The 14,511-nt window shown below is 72.6% G+C and carries 13 protein-coding genes; all 13 read left to right on the top strand.

The genetic code is table 11. The features are described 5' to 3' along the window. Nucleotide 1: 1 nt before the first annotated feature. From ACIBNE_RS35510 to ACIBNE_RS35450, 13 genes are read left to right on the top strand one after another with little or no spacing between them, the layout of a single operon-like run. Nucleotides 2-1,537 carry a right-handed parallel beta-helix repeat-containing protein gene (locus ACIBNE_RS35510; protein ID WP_399279126.1) on the top strand — a complete coding sequence of 512 codons (1,536 nt, stop codon included), beginning with the start codon at nt 2-4 and terminating at the stop codon, nt 1,535-1,537. Between the two features lies 1 nt (nt 1,538). Next, the gene (locus ACIBNE_RS35505; RefSeq protein WP_399279125.1) at nt 1,539-2,876 is read left to right on the top strand and encodes an O-antigen ligase domain-containing protein; all 1,338 of its coding nucleotides are present in this window, start codon (nt 1,539-1,541) and stop codon (nt 2,874-2,876) included. A gap of 2 nt (nt 2,877-2,878) precedes the next feature. Then, nucleotides 2,879-4,156, top strand: a complete 1,278-nt coding sequence (locus tag ACIBNE_RS35500) for a glycosyltransferase (protein ID WP_399279123.1) — start codon at nt 2,879-2,881, stop codon at nt 4,154-4,156. Then, a complete protein-coding gene (locus ACIBNE_RS35495) occupies nt 4,153-5,388 on the top strand; it encodes a class I SAM-dependent methyltransferase (protein ID WP_399279121.1) in 1,236 nt (411 codons plus the stop codon). The genes ACIBNE_RS35500 and ACIBNE_RS35495 overlap by 4 nt, the downstream gene beginning before the upstream one ends. Further along, nucleotides 5,385-6,179 (top strand): glucose-1-phosphate cytidylyltransferase, encoded by a 795-nt coding sequence (locus ACIBNE_RS35490; RefSeq protein WP_399279119.1) that lies wholly within the window; start codon nt 5,385-5,387, stop codon nt 6,177-6,179. Before ACIBNE_RS35495 ends, ACIBNE_RS35490 begins: the two co-directional genes overlap by 4 nt. Further along, nucleotides 6,176-6,823 (top strand): PIG-L deacetylase family protein, encoded by a 648-nt coding sequence (locus ACIBNE_RS35485; RefSeq protein WP_399279117.1) that lies wholly within the window; start codon nt 6,176-6,178, stop codon nt 6,821-6,823. Before ACIBNE_RS35490 ends, ACIBNE_RS35485 begins: the two co-directional genes overlap by 4 nt. 3 nt (nt 6,824-6,826) lie before the next feature. Continuing rightward, nucleotides 6,827-7,852 carry an NAD-dependent epimerase/dehydratase family protein gene (locus ACIBNE_RS35480; RefSeq protein ID WP_399279115.1) on the top strand — a complete coding sequence of 342 codons (1,026 nt, stop codon included), beginning with the start codon at nt 6,827-6,829 and terminating at the stop codon, nt 7,850-7,852. After that, a complete protein-coding gene (locus tag ACIBNE_RS35475) occupies nt 7,849-9,123 on the top strand; it encodes a DUF4910 domain-containing protein (RefSeq protein WP_399279113.1) in 1,275 nt (424 codons plus the stop codon). The genes ACIBNE_RS35480 and ACIBNE_RS35475 overlap by 4 nt, the downstream gene beginning before the upstream one ends. Before the next feature lie 5 nt (nt 9,124-9,128). Further along, entirely contained in the window at nt 9,129-10,424 is a 1,296-nt protein-coding gene (locus ACIBNE_RS35470; RefSeq protein WP_399279111.1) for a hypothetical protein, read from the top strand. Next, entirely contained in the window at nt 10,421-11,377 is a 957-nt protein-coding gene (locus tag ACIBNE_RS35465) for a glycosyltransferase family 2 protein (RefSeq protein WP_399279109.1), read from the top strand. Before ACIBNE_RS35470 ends, ACIBNE_RS35465 begins: the two co-directional genes overlap by 4 nt. Then, nucleotides 11,374-12,618 carry a polysaccharide pyruvyl transferase family protein gene (locus ACIBNE_RS35460; RefSeq protein WP_399279107.1) on the top strand — a complete coding sequence of 415 codons (1,245 nt, stop codon included), beginning with the start codon at nt 11,374-11,376 and terminating at the stop codon, nt 12,616-12,618. Before ACIBNE_RS35465 ends, ACIBNE_RS35460 begins: the two co-directional genes overlap by 4 nt. After that, nucleotides 12,615-13,166, top strand: a complete 552-nt coding sequence (rfbC, locus tag ACIBNE_RS35455; protein ID WP_399279105.1) for a dTDP-4-dehydrorhamnose 3,5-epimerase — start codon at nt 12,615-12,617, stop codon at nt 13,164-13,166. The genes ACIBNE_RS35460 and rfbC overlap by 4 nt, the downstream gene beginning before the upstream one ends. Before the next feature lie 22 nt (nt 13,167-13,188). Beyond that, nucleotides 13,189-14,508: a glutamate-1-semialdehyde 2,1-aminomutase gene (locus ACIBNE_RS35450; protein ID WP_399279394.1), complete on the top strand. Its 1,320-nt coding sequence runs from the start codon at nt 13,189-13,191 to the stop codon at nt 14,506-14,508. Nucleotides 14,509-14,511 lie beyond the last annotated feature (3 nt).

The raw sequence follows: 14,511 nt of genomic DNA, 5'->3' as shown, positions 1-14,511 counted from the left end.
CGTGGTGATCAAGAGGGGGTACAGGGCGCTGCGGGCCGCACCACTGGTGCTGGTCCTGCTGGCGACCGGCTGCACGGGCTCGTCGGACACCTCGGACAGACCGAAGGCCGGGCCCTCCGCGTCGGGGGCGCCCGCCGGGGCCGTGGCCCGGGTGTGCGACGCGCCCGCCGCCGGGCCCGCGAAGGCTCCGGCGGGCGCGGTGACGGTCGACCCCGCGGTCGTCGGCGACCTCGCGGCGAAGACCGAGAGCAGCCCCCCGAACACCACGTTCTGGCTCCGCCCCGGCAGGCACCGGCTCGCCCCGGAGCGCTTCGCCCAGGTCATGACCAAGAAGGGCAACCGCTACGTCGGCGCGCCCGGCGCCGTGCTCGACGGCGGGAAGACCAACCAGTACGCGTTCAGCGGCACCGCCCCCGACGTCACCATCAGCCACCTCACCGTGCAGCGGTTCGTCGCGCCCAACAACGAGGGCGTGGTCAACCACGACATGGCCGACGGCTGGGTGATCGAGCACGCGAAGATCCAGTACAACTCCGGTGCGGGGCTGATGGCCGGGGCGCGCCAGCAGCTCCGCGCCAGCTGTCTGCGCGACAACGGGCAGTACGGAATGAACGCCTACAAGACCGGTGACACCATCAAGGGCCTGGTCGTCGAGGGCAACGAGATCACCGGCAACAACACCGACGACTGGGAGCGCAAGGACCCGGGCTGCGGCTGCACCGGCGGCATCAAGTTCTGGGCCGTCGACGGCGCCGACGTCCGCGGCAACTGGGTCCACGGCAACCGCGGCGCCGGGCTGTGGGCGGACAACAACAACAACGACTTCCGCATCGAGAACAACCTGCTGGAGGCCAACGACGGCGCCGCGCTGATGTACGAGACCAGCTACAACGCGGTCATCAGGAACAACACGATCCGGCGCAACAACTGGGTCGAGGGCCGTGAGTACGCCAAGAAGGGCGACAGCTTCCCGTACGCGACCGTCTACGTCTCCGAGTCCGGCGGCGAACCGCGGGTCCGCGCCCGCACGAACAAGATCGAGATCTATCGGAACGTCCTGGAGGACAACTGGTCGGGCATCGTCCTGTGGGAGAACGCCGACCGGTTCTGCAACAGTCCGGCCAACACCTCGACCGGCTACTGCACCCTGCTGGTGAAGGACCTCAAGCGCTGTGCGCGGCCGGGGATCGCCACCGCGCCGCTCTACGACGACTGCCGCTGGAAGACCCAGCGGGTGGAGGTCCACGGCAACCGCTTCCTCCTCGACGCGTCCGTCGTCAAGTGCACGACGGAGTGCGGCCGCTCGGGGGTGCTCGCCAACTACGGCACCTACCCGGACTGGTCGCCGTACATGGGCAAGAAGGTCGCGGACGCCATCACCCTCAAGCAGGGCAACCGCTGGCACGACAACGTCTACCGCGGCCCGTGGAGCTTCGTCGCGGGCGACCAGGAGCAGAACCTCGACCCCGCGCAGTGGCAGACCACGCCCTACCGGCAGGACGAGGGCAGCACCTTCACCGCACGGGCCGGTGGTTGAGATGAGCGGGGACCTGATGCACGGCGGCGTGCCGGGCGCGCGCGAGGCCGCGGACCGGACCGACGCGAAGGGCACGGCCCAGGCGCGCACCGGCACCCCCAGGGCCGTCGGCGTCGTCTGGGCGCTGCTCGGCCTCAACACGCTGGGCTCGGCGGGCGCGAAGACCGTCATCACGCTGCCCCGCTCCCTCATCCAGATGGCCACCATGGGCGCCCTGGTCGCCGCGTTCGCCCTGGCGCTCGCACTCAACCTCAAACTGCGCGTCAGGCCCAGCGCCTTCGTCTTCCTGCTCACCCTGCTGCTGGTGCCGAGCCTGATCTCCAGCATCCAACTGGCCGGGGCGGGCGCCCTGTTCCGCTGCACCAGACTGGCCCTCTTCGTCGGCACGCTGTGGCTGCTCAGCCGCTGGTGGGACGGCGGCACGACGTTCGTCCGCTACCACGTCAGGATGTACTTCGCGGTGCTCGTGCTGGTCGCGGCCGGGCTCGCCGTCGCACCCGGCACCGCCATGCCCGAGTACTACGGCGGACGGCTTGTCGGCGCGCTGTGGCCGCTCACCCCGCCGCAGATCGGGCAGTACTCCGCGATCATCGTCGGGCTCACCGTGCTGCTCCTGCTGGACCGCAGGACCACCGGGGCCAACGCGGCGCTCATCATCGTGCCGACGCTCGCCCTGCTCGCACTCACCCACACCAGGACCGCCACCGTCGGCCTGATCGTCGGCCTCGTCGTGGCGATCGGCTCGCTCATCCTGACCAGCGCCGCCGCCCGCCGGTTCTTCGCCTGGACGGTGGTGATCTCCACGGTCGCCGTCGTGGCGTTCATGTCCGCGCTCCAGTCGTGGTTCATGCGCGGCCAGAGCAAGGAGGGCCTCTCCAACCTCACCGGCCGGGCCAAGGTCTGGGACTCCCTGCTCGCGGAGCCCAGGACGCTCGGCGAGCAGGCGTACGGCACGGGGCTGGGCGACAAGTCCTTCGGCGGGCTGCCCATCGACAACAGCTGGCTGGCCATCTACCACGAGCAGGGCGTCATCGGCATCACCATCGTCGCGGCGTTCCTCGCCGTGATGGGCGGCGTCGCCCTGCTGCGGCCGCCCTCCCTGGCCAGGGCCTGCGCGCTCTTCCTCATCACCTACTGCGCGATCTCGTCCTACACCGAGGTCGGACTCGGCGACTCCTCGCCCTACCTGCTGCACCTCGCCCTGGCCGCCTCGCTGCTCGTGCCGTCCGCCGCGACCGGGGACACGGCCGCCACCGGGCCCGGGACAGCGGCCGCCCCTCCGTCCGCCCCTACGCCCGCGGCCCCTCGACGACGCATACCGCGATGGGCCCGGAGGTGACCATGCATGTCCTCGTAGTGCACAACCGCTACTCGTCGGCGCAGCCGAGCGGCGAGAACAGAGTCGTCGACGAGGAGGTCGGGCTGCTGCGCGCGGCCGGCCACCGCGTCGAGACGTTCGAACGGCGCAGCGACGACATCGCGGGCCGCTCCCTGCTCGGCAAGGTCGCGGTGCCGCTGCTCGTCCCGTGGAACCCGGCGGTCCGCACCGAGCTGGCCGCCCGGCTGCGTGCCGAGCGGCCCGACGTGGTGCACGTCCACAACGTCTTCCCGCTCCTGTCGCCCGCGGTGCTGGCCGCCTGCGCCGACGTCGGCGTGCCCGTCGTCGCCACGCTGCACAACTACACCCAGGTCTGCCCGCCGGGCACCCTGCACCGCGAAGGCAAGCCGTGCCACGAGTGCGTCGGGTCGCCGCTCTCGGTGCCCGCCGTCCGGCACGGCTGCTACCGCGACTCGCGGCTCGCGACCGTGCCCCTCGCCCTCAGCCTCGCCGTCAACCGGCGGCGGTGGTGGTCGGGCGTGGAGCGCTTCTTCTGCATATCGGGGGCGCAGCGCGACGTGCTGGTGCGCTCCGGAATGCCGTCCGAGCGCCTCGCGGTGAAGCACAACTTCGTACCGGAGCCCGGGGTGCGCCGCGAGGGCGGGGGGGAGCACCTGCTGTTCCTCGGCAGGCTCGCCGAGGCCAAGGGCGTACCGCTGCTCATGGCCGCGTGGGACGAGATCGCCGCGGGCGGCGGGATCGGCGTGCCGCTCGTGCTCGCCGGGGCGGGGCCGCTGGAGAAGGAGGTCACCGACTGGGCCGCGGGCCGCGACGACGTGCGGTACGTCGGCCTCTACGACCCGGCCCAGTGCCGGGAGGCGGTCGCGCGGTCGGTGGCCGTGGTGGCGCCCTCGATGGCCAGGGAGACGTTCGGCCTGGTGGCCGCGGAGGCGATGGCGGCGGGGGTCCCGGCCGTCGCCGCCCGGCACGGCGCCTTCGTCGAACTCGTCGAGGACGGGGAGACCGGGCTGCTGCACGAGCCAGGCGACGCCTCGTCGCTCGCGTCGTGCCTGCGCCGGATCGCGGCCGATCCGGACCGCAACCGGGAGCTGGGCCTGGCGGCCCGGCGCAGGTACGAGCAGTACTTCAGCCCGGCCGTCGGGCTGGAGCGGCTGCTGGAGGGGTACCGCTCCGCGATCGCGGAGCGGTCCGGCGACGGGGCAGGCCCGTCGCCGGTAGGGAACGGAAACACTGGCCCGCTGCGGGGCACCCGCGCGGGCAGGGATGGGGGCAGTAGATGACAGGATGCCGACTCTGCGGCTCGGACGCGCTGGAGAGCGTCGTCGACCTCGGGGCGACCCCGCCGTGCGAGAGCTTCCTCGCCGCGGACCAACTGGACCGGCCGGAACCGGCGTACCCGCTGCACCTGCGGGTCTGCACGGACTGCTGGCTCGCCCAGATCCCGCCGCTGATCACACCGGAGGAGACGTTCAAGGAGTACGCGTACTTCTCCTCCTTCTCGACCTCCTGGGTGGAGCACGCGCGCACCTTCGTCACCGGCGCGGCCGAGCGCCTGGAACTGGGCCCCGACTCCTTCGTGGTCGAGGTCGCGAGCAACGACGGCTACCTGCTCAAGCACGTGGTGGACCGGGGGATCCGCTGCCTGGGCATCGAGCCCTCGGTGAACGTCGGCGGCGCCGCGCGGGACGCGGGCGTCCCCACGCTCACCGAGTTCCTCAGCCCCGAGACCGGGGCGGCCGTCCGCGCCGAGCACGGCCCGGCGGACCTGGTCGTCGCCAACAACGTGTACGCGCACATCCCCGACGTCATCGGGTTCACCCAGGGCCTGCGCGCGCTGGTCGCCGACGACGGCTGGGTCTCCATCGAGGTGCAGCACCTGCTGACCCTCATCGAGGAGAACCAGTACGACACGATCTACCACGAGCACTTCCAGTACTACACGGTCGCCTCCGCGATCCGGGCGCTCGCCAGCGGCGGACTGACCCTGGTGGACGTCGAGCTGGTGCCCACCCACGGCGGCTCCATCCGGCTGTGGGCCAGGCCCGCCGAGGTCGCGGGCGAGCCGAGCGCGCGCGTCGCCGACGTGCTGGCCAGGGAGAAGGCCGCCGGGCTCCAGGAGCTGTCCGGCTACACCGAGTTCTCCGCCCGGGTCGCCAAGGTCCGCCGCGACCTCCTCAAGTTCCTGATCGAGGCCGCCGAGCGCGGCGAGACGGTCGTCGGCTACGGCGCCCCCGGCAAGGGCAACACCCTGCTCAACCACTGCGGGATCCGGCCCGACCTGCTCGCCTACACGGTCGACCGCAACCCCTACAAGCACGGCAGGTTCACCCCCGGCACCCGCATCCCGATCCTGCCGCCCGAGCGGATCGCCGCCGACAAGCCGGACTACGTCCTGGTCCTCCCGTGGAACCTGCGGGCCGAGCTGACCGAGCAGCTCTCCTTCGTGCACGAGTGGGGCGGCCGCCTGGTCTTCCCCATCCCGGAACTGAGCATTGTCGAGGTCACGCGATGAAGGTCGTCCTGTTCTGCGGCGGTTACGGGATGCGGATGCGCGCCGGAGCCACCGACGACGTGCCCAAGCCCATGGCGATGGTCGGCCCGCGCCCGCTGATCTGGCACGTCATGCGCTACTACGCGCACTACGGGCACAAGGAGTTCATCCTGTGCCTGGGCTACGGCGCCCACCACATCAAGGACTTCTTCCTCAACTACGAGGAGACGACGTCCAACGACTTCGTCCTGCGCCAGGGGAAGACCGAACTGCTGTCCACCGACATATCGGACTGGACGATCACCTTCGCGCAGACCGGCATCGAGTCGCCGATCGGCGAGCGGCTGCGCCGGGTCCGCCACCACCTGGACGGCGACGAGATGTTCCTCGCCAACTACGCCGACGTGCTCACCGACGCACCGCTGCCCGAGATGATCGAGAACTTCTCCCGGCGCGACGCGGGCGCCTCGATGACCGTCGTACCGCCCCAGTCCTCCTTCCACTGCGTGGAGCTGGGCGAGGACGGCCTGGTCGGCGGCATCACCGCGGTCAGCGACATGCCGCTGTGGGAGAACGGCGGCTACTTCGTCCTGCGCCAGGAGGTCTTCGACCACATACCCGAGAACGGCGACCTGGTCGCCGACGGCTGCGCCCAACTCGCCAAGCGCGGCAGGCTCGTGGCGCACCAGCACCGCGGCTTCTGGAAGCCGACCGACACCGTCAAGGAGCGCGCCGCGCTGGACGCCGCCTACACCAGGGGCGACCGCCCGTGGGCCGTGTGGGAGCAGGGCGCCGCCGAGGTGGGCGCGTGATCGAGCTCGGCCCCGGCACACTGGAACGGATCGTCGCGGTGGGCGCGCACTGCGACGACATCGCCATCGGCGCGGGCGGCACCCTGCTCACCGCGTGCCTCGCGCGCCCCGGCGTCCGCGTCGACGCGCTGGTGCTCTCCGGCGGCGGCACCGACCGCGAACAGGAGGAGCGCGAGGCGCTGGCCGCGTTCTGCCCCGGCGCCGACCTCCGCCTGACCGTGCACAAGATGCCCGACGGCCGACTGCCCGCGCACTGGGAGGAGGCCAAGGCCGCCGTCGAGGAACTGCGGTCCCGGACGGACCCCGACCTGGTCCTTGCCCCGCGCACCGACGACGCGCACCAGGACCACCGCGGCCTGGCCCGCCTGATGCCCACCGCGTTCCGCGACCACCTCGTGCTCGGCTACGAGATCGTCAAGTGGGACGGCGACCTCGGCCGCCCCAACGCCTACCAGCCGCTGGCACCGGAGACCGCCGAGGAGAAGGTGCGCCTGCTCCAGGAGCACTACCCCTCGCAGCGCCACCGGCCCTGGTACGACCGCGAGGCGTTCCTCGGCCTCGCCCGCATCCGCGGCATCGAATGCCACGCGCGCTACGCCGAGGCGTTCACCGTCACCAAACTCACTCTGAACCTGGGGAACTGAACCATGCGCGTACTGCTGACCGGCCACCAGGGCTACCTGGGCACCGTGATGGCCCCCGTCCTCGCCGCCGCGGGACACGAGGTCGTCGGCCTCGACTCCGGCCTGTTCGCCGACTGCGTGCTCGGCCCGACGCCCGCCGACCCCGCCGGACACCGCGTCGACCTGCGCGACGTCACCGCCGAGCACGTGAGCGGCGTGGACGCCGTGATCCACCTGGCCGCGCTCTCCAACGACCCGCTGGGCTCGCTGGCGCCCGACCTCACCTACGACATCAACCACCACGCCTCCGTGAAGCTGGCCCGGCTCGCCAAGGAAGCCGGAGTCGGACGCTTCCTGTACGCGTCGACCTGCTCGGTGTACGGCGCGGCCGGCGGCGACGAGCTGGTGACCGAGGACGCCCCGCTGCGCCCCGTCACGCCGTACGCCGAGTCCAAGGTGCGCGTCGAGGACGACCTGCACGCGCTCGCCGACGACGACTTCACCCCGGTCTACATGCGCAACGCCACCGCCTTCGGCTACTCGCCCCGGCTGCGCGCCGACATCGTGCTGAACAACCTGGTGGGCCACGCCCTGCTCTCCGGCGAGGTGCTGGTGCTCTCCGACGGCACCCCCTGGCGCCCGCTGGTGCACGCGGCCGACATCGCGCGGGCCTTCACGGCCGCGCTGGACGCCCCGCGCGAAGCGGTGCACGACAAGGCGTTCAACATCGGCAGCGAGACCAACAACGTCACGGTCGCCGAGATCGCCGAGCAGGTCGCGGAGGCGGTGTCCGGCGCGAAGGTGAACATCACCGGCGAGAACGGCGCCGACCCGCGCTCGTACCGCGTGGACTTCTCCCGGTTCCGCGCCGCGATCCCCGGCTTCGACTGCGAGTGGACCGTCAAGCGCGGCGCGCTCGAACTCGCCGAGGCCTACCGCACGCACGGCCTGACCCGGGAGGGCTTCGAGCAGCGCTTCACCCGCCTCGCCGTGCTGCGCGCCTCGTCCGAGTCCGGCGCCGTCGACGACACCCTGCGGTGGCGCCGATGACGACGGTGGGGGAGGAGATGCACGCCCTGGTGGAGCGGCTGTACCCGCTCTGCCGGAGCATCACGGGCGACGGGGTGCGCGCCACCCTGGACATCGTCGGCGAGTACCTCCCCCTCCAGGTGCACGAGGTGCCGACCGGGACCCAGGTCCTCGACTGGACGGTGCCGCAGGAGTGGAACATCAGGGACGCGTACGTCGCCGACGCCGAGGGCAGGCGCGTCGTCGACTTCGCCGCGTCCAGCCTGCACGTGCTCGGCTACAGCGTGCCGGTGTCCGCCACCATGCCGCTCTCCGAGCTGCGCGCCCACCTGCACACCCTGCCGGACCAGCCGGCCCTGGTGCCGTACCGCACCAGCTACTACGCGCCGCAGTGGGGGTTCTGCCTGGCGCAGGAGACCCTGGACGCGCTGCCCGAGGGCGACTACGAGGTGCGGATCGACTCCACGCTCGCCGACGGCCACCTCACCTACGCCGAGCACGTCGTCCCCGGACGGGTCCCCGACGAGGTCATCGTCTCCTGCCACGTCTGCCACCCGGCACTGGCCAACGACAACATGGCGGGCGTCGCGGTGGCGACGTTCCTCGCGCGGGAACTCGCCGAGCGCGACCCGTACTACACCTACCGGTTCATCTACGCGCCCGGCACCATCGGCGCCATCACCTGGCTGGCCCGCAACCGCGAGCGCATCGAGCACGTCAAGCACGGCCTCGTGCTGGCCTGCGCGGGCGACCGGGGCCAACTGACGTACAAGCAGAGCAGGCGCGGCGACGCGGAGATCGACCGGGTGCTGCGGCACGTGCTGACCGCGTCGGCACGCCCGCACGAGATCAGGGAGTTCACGCCGTACGGCTACGACGAGCGGCAGTACTGCTCGCCCGGGTTCGACCTCGGCGTTGGCTCGCTCAGCCGGACCCCGTACGCCGGATACCCCGAGTACCACACCTCGGGCGACAACCCGGACTTCGTCACCCCCGGGGCGCTGGCGGACACCCTCGCCGTCTGCCGCGAGGCGTTCGCGGTGCTCGACCGCAACCGGAGCTACCTCAACCTCAGCCCGTACGGCGAACCGCAGCTGGGCAAGCGGGGACTGTACGCGTCGCTGGGCGGCCGCAGCGACGCGAAGGAGGCCCAGATGGCGATGCTCTGGGTGCTCAGCATGTCCGACGGCGAGCACAGCCTGCTGGACGTCGCCGAGCGCTCCGGACTGCCGTTCGACACCGTCGCCGTCGCGGCCGACGCCCTGGGCGCCGCCGGACTGATCAAGGCATGACGCCGATGACCACCGAAGGGGAGAAGGCGACGGCACCGGCGGACGGGCGCACCGCCAAGCGGGCCATGGCGGGCCGGCTGTCCTGGGGACTGGCCGACCAGGCGGTCTGCAGCATGACCAACTTCGCGGTGGGCATCTACGTGGCCCGCTCGCTCGGGCTGACCGCGTTCGGCGTGTTCAGCCTGGCCTGGGTGACCTACGGCGTGGTGCTCAGCATCTCCCGCGGGCTGGCCACCGACCCGCTGGTGGTCCGCTTCAGCGGCGTGTCCGACGCGTCCTGGCGCGGGGCGGCGGCCCGCTCGTCCGGCACCGCGCTCGGCGTCGGCGCCACCGTCGGCGCGGTGTGCCTGGTCATCGGGCTGAGCCTCGGCGGACGCGTGGGGCCCGCGTTCGCCGCCCTCGGCGTGGTCCTGCCCGGACTGCTCCTCCAGGACGCCTGGCGGTACTCCTTCTTCGCCGCGGGCACCGGAAGGAAGGCCTGCGTCAACGACCTGCTGGGAGCCGTCGCGCTCGTCCCCGCCCTGCTGCTCGCGGCCAGTGTGGGCAGCGTGCAGGCCTTCGTCCTCGCCTGGGGCGCGGCGGCCGCCGTGGCCGCCGGGTACGGCTGCTTCCAGTCCGGCATCAGGCCCAGGCCCGACAAGGCGCGCGCCTGGCTGCGCGAACAGCGCGACCTCGGCTACCGCTACCTCGTCGAGAACGTCGGCGTCAGCGGCGCGTCCCAACTGCGGGCGTACGGCCTCGGCGCGATCGTCGGGGTCAGCGCGGTGGGCGTGGTCAGGGGCGCCGAACTCCTGCTCGGCCCGTTCCTGGCCCTGCTGATGGGGCTGTCGCTGGTCACCGTCCCCGAAGCGGCCCGCGTGCTGCGCCAGGCCCCGCACCGCCTGGCGAAGTTCTGCCTCATGCTGTCCGGCGGCCTCGCCGCCGCCGCGCTGCTCTGGGGCGTGGCGCTGCTCCTGGTCCCCGACGGCGCGGGCGAACTCGTGCTCGGCGACGTCTGGGGCTCCGCGTCCGAACTCATCGTGCCCGCCGTGCTCGGCGTCGCGGGCTCGGGCCTCGGCATCGGCGCGGCGGCCGGGCTGCGGGCGCTCGCCGCGGCCCGGCGCAGCCTGCGCGCCCAGCTCTTCGCCTCCGCCTGCTACGTCGGCGGCGGGCTCGGCGGGGCGGCCGCCGGCGGCGCGGTCGGCTCGGCGTGGGGCGTCGCCGCCGCGACGCTGGCCAGCTCGGCCGTGTGGTGGCTGCACCTGAGGACCGCGCTGCGCGAGCACCACCAGAACCCCATCCCCGAAGTGAGGACACCGTGACCGCCCAACCCCGGCTCAGCATCGGCCTGCCCGTGTACAACGGCGAGGAGTACCTGGCCGAATCGCTCGACGCCCTCCTCGGCCAGACCTACGAGGACTTCGAGCTGGTCATCACCGACAACGCCTCGACCGACGGGACGCAGGACATCTGCCGCAAGTACGTCGCGCGCGACTCCCGCATCCGGTACACGCGGCTGCCCAGGAACATCGGCGCCGCGCCCAACCACAACCACGTCTTCACCCAGTGCCGCGGCGAACTCTTCAAATGGGCCTCGCACGACGACCTGTACGCCAGGACGCTCCTGGAACGCTGCGTGGAGGCGCTCGACGAGCACCCCGAGGTGATCCTCGCCCACGCCGACCAGGCGGTCATCGACGAGCACGGGCAGGTGAAGGTCCCGTACGAGTACACCCTCGCCACCGCGTCCCGGCGCGCGCCCGAACGCTTCCGCAGCATGCTCTTCGAGCCCGGCGGCGACGACTTCTACGGTGTGATGCGGGCCGACGTGCTGCGCAGGGTGAAACCGCACGACAGCTACCACCACGCGGACCGCACGTTCGTCACCGAGATCGGCCTGCACGGCCCCTTCCACCAGGTGCCCGAGCTGCTGTACTTCCGCCGCGACCACCCCACGCGCGCCGAGCGGGCCAACCCCTCCAAGCGCTCCCGGTGCGTCAACCTGGACCCGCGCAGGGCGGGCCGGCTCCACCCCACGCCCCGGCTGCTCGCCGAGTACGTGTGGGGCTTCGTCTCGGCGATCCAGCGGGCGCCGCTGTCCGCGGCCGACCGGCGCGCCTGCTACCGCCACCTCGTCGAGTGGGCGGCCAGCCGGGCCAAGCCGGGCGCGGGCGAGCGCGTCGAGGACCGCGCCCCCGTCGACCCCGCCAAGCTCACCGTCTGCGTCGACGACATCGTCGCGGGCCGCGAGGGCCGGTCGGGGAGGCAGGGGTGAGCGGACCGCGCGTCGGGGTGTTCGGCCTGCTCGGCTCGGGGAACCTCGGCAACGACGGGTCGCTGGAGGCCGTGCTCGGCTACCTGCGCGCCCAGCACCCGGACGCCGTCGTGGACGCGCTGTGCGGCGGCCCCGAGGCCGTCACGACCCGGTACGGGATCCCCGCGACGCGGCTGCACTGGTACCGCGGCGAGTACCGCACCGCCTCGCGCGCGGGCGCGGTCGTCGGAAAGGGCCTGGGCAAACTCGTCGACGTCGTCAGGACCGCGGCCTGGGTGCGCCGCCACGACGTGGTGATCGTGCCGGGCATGGGCGTCCTGGAGGCCACGCTGCCGCTGCGGCCCTGGGGCTTCCCGTACTCCCTGTTCCTGCTCTGCGCGAGCGGACGCCTCACGGGCACCAAGGTCGCGCTGGTCGGCGTCGGCGCCGACACCATCCGCGACCGGCCCACCCGCGCCCTGGTGCGCCGGGCCGCGCGGCTGGCCGCCCACCGCTCCTACCGCGACGAGCTGTCCCGCGACGCGATGCGGGCGATGGGCGTCGACACCGCGCGCGACGCGGTCCACCCGGACCTCGCGTTCGCCCTGCCGGCCCCCCGGGGGAGCGCGCCCGAGGACGGGCGGGGCCCGGTCTGCGTCGGCGTCATGGACTTCCACGGCGGCAACGACGACCGCGCCAGGGCGGCGGAGATACACCGGCGCTACCTCGAAGGGACGACCCGGTTCGTCCGCACGCTGGCCGAGGACGGCAGACGGGTCAGGCTGCTCACCGGCGACGCGTGCGACGCCGAGGTGGTCGACGCGATCATCGCGGCGGTGGACTCGCCGCTGGTCACCGCGGCCGAGGCGACCTCGCTCGCCGACCTGATGGCGGAGACGGCCGCGGCCGAGTCCGTGGTGGCGACCCGCTACCACAACCTGATCTGCGCGCTGAAGGTCGGCACGCCGACGCTGGCCCTCAGCTACGCGGCGAAGAGCGAGGCGCTCATGGCCGGCATGGGCCTCGACGCGTACTGCCACCCGGCCCGCGAGGTTGACGCCGACCGACTCATCGAACAGTTCCGGGAGTTGGAGAGCCGCTCGGCCGAACTGCGCGAGACCCTCGCCGAGCGCAACGCGGACGCCACCCGGCGCCTCGAAGCCCAATTCGCCGCCCTGACCAAGGCGTTGTTCCCCAAGTCCCCGGCGGCGGCCACGACCGCCACCACCCCGCACGCACCCGCCCGGCAGGAGACTCCATGAAAGCGACCGCGGTACCGGAGATCTCCGGCGCGTACCTCTTCGAACCGACGCCGTTCGCCGACGAACGCGGCTTCTTCTGCCGCACCTTCGACGCCGACGTGGTCCGCTCGGTCGGCATCGACCCGAACGGCTTCGTCCAGGACAGCGTGTCCCGCTCCGTCCGCGGCGTGCTGCGCGGCCTGCACCTGCGCTCCGGAGCGGGCGAGGCCAAGCTGGTGCGGTGCTCGTACGGGAAGATCTTCGACGTCGTCGTCGACCTGCGGCCCGACTCGCCGACCCACCGCAACGTGGCCACCTTCGAACTCTCCGGCGAGACGCAGAAGACCCTCTACATCCCGGCGGGCTGCGCGCACGGCTTCCAGGCGCTGACCGAGACCGCCGACACCTCGTACCGCATCGACCGCCCGCACGACCCGGCCGAGGACGTGACGATCGCCTTCGACGACCCGGAGCTGGCCGTCCCCTGGCCGCTGCCCGCCGTGTCGATGTCCCAGCGGGACCGCCAGGCGCCGAGCCTCGCCGAGGTCCTGAAGCAGAAGGAGAGCTGACACCACCGTGGACGACGTCACCGTGGACACCGAAGAGTTCGACCTGCCCCGCTCGCGCGCGGCCAACGAGCGGCTGCACGCCCTGATCCCCGGGGGCGCGCACACCTACGCCAAGGGCGACGACCAGTACCCCGAGGGCCTGGCCCCCGTCATCAGCCACGGCAAGGGCGCCCACGTGTGGGACGTCGACGGCAACCGCTACGTCGAGTACGGCTCGGGACTGCGCTCGGTCAGCCTCGGCCACGCGCACCCGCGCGTCGTCGAGGCGGCGCGGCGGGCGATGGAGCGCGGCGGCAACTTCGTCCGGCCGTCCGCGCTGGAGGCCGAGGCCGCGGAGCGCTTCCTGGCCACGGTGCCGACCGCCGAGATGGTGAAGTTCGCGAAGAACGGCTCCGACGTCACCACCGCCGCCGTGCGCCTGGCCCGCGCGGTCACCGGGCGCTCCCGGGTGGCGATCTGCGGCGACCAGCCGTTCTTCTCCACCGACGACTGGTTCATCGGCACCACCCCGATGTCCGCGGGCATCCCCGACACCGGACTCACCGTGACCTTCCCCTACGGCGACCTGCCCGCCACCGAGGAACTGCTCGCGCGGTACGCGGGCGAGGTCGCCTGTCTGATCCTGGAGCCCGCCACCCACACCGAGCCCGCCCCCGGCTACCTCGCGGGCCTGCGCGAACTGGCCGACCGGCACGGCTGCGTCCTGGTCTTCGACGAGATGATCACGGGCCTGCGCTGGTCGGAGGCGGGCGCCCAGGGCCTGTACGGCGTCGTCCCCGACCTCTCCACGTTCGGCAAGGCGCTGGGCAACGGCTTCGCCGTCTCCGCGCTGGCCGGACGCCGCGAACTGATGGAGCGGGGCGGCCTGCGCGACCCCCGCGACCGGGTGTTCCTGCTGTCCACCACGCACGGCGCGGAGAGCCACTCGCTGGCCGCCGCGATGGCCGTGCAGAGCACCTACGTGGAGGAGGGCGTCACCGCGCGGCTGCACGCCATCGGCGAGCGGCTGGCCGCCGGGGTGCGCGAGGCCGCGGCCGCCCACGGCGTCGGCGACCACGTCGTCGTACGGGGCCGGGCCAGCAACCTGGTCTTCGCGACGCTCGACGGGAACGGGCAGCCGTCGCAGGAGTACCGCACCCTGTTCCTGCGCCAGCTCCTGGTGGGCGGGGTGCTCGCCCCGTCGTTCGTGGTGAGCAGCGCACTCGACGACGCCGACGTGGAGCGCACGGTCGAGGTGGTGGCCCAGGCGTGCGCGGTGTACCGCAAGGCGCTGGACGCGGGCGACCCCGCTCCGTGGACGGGCGGCCGTCCGGTGAAGCCGGTGTTCCGCCGCACGGCGTGACCT

Source organism: Streptomyces sp. NPDC050504, from assembly GCF_044458065.1.
Lineage (GTDB): Bacteria > Actinomycetota > Actinomycetes > Streptomycetales > Streptomycetaceae > Streptomyces.
Note: the sequence above shows the minus strand (reverse complement) of the source record. Positions and strands in the feature narration are given on the sequence as shown.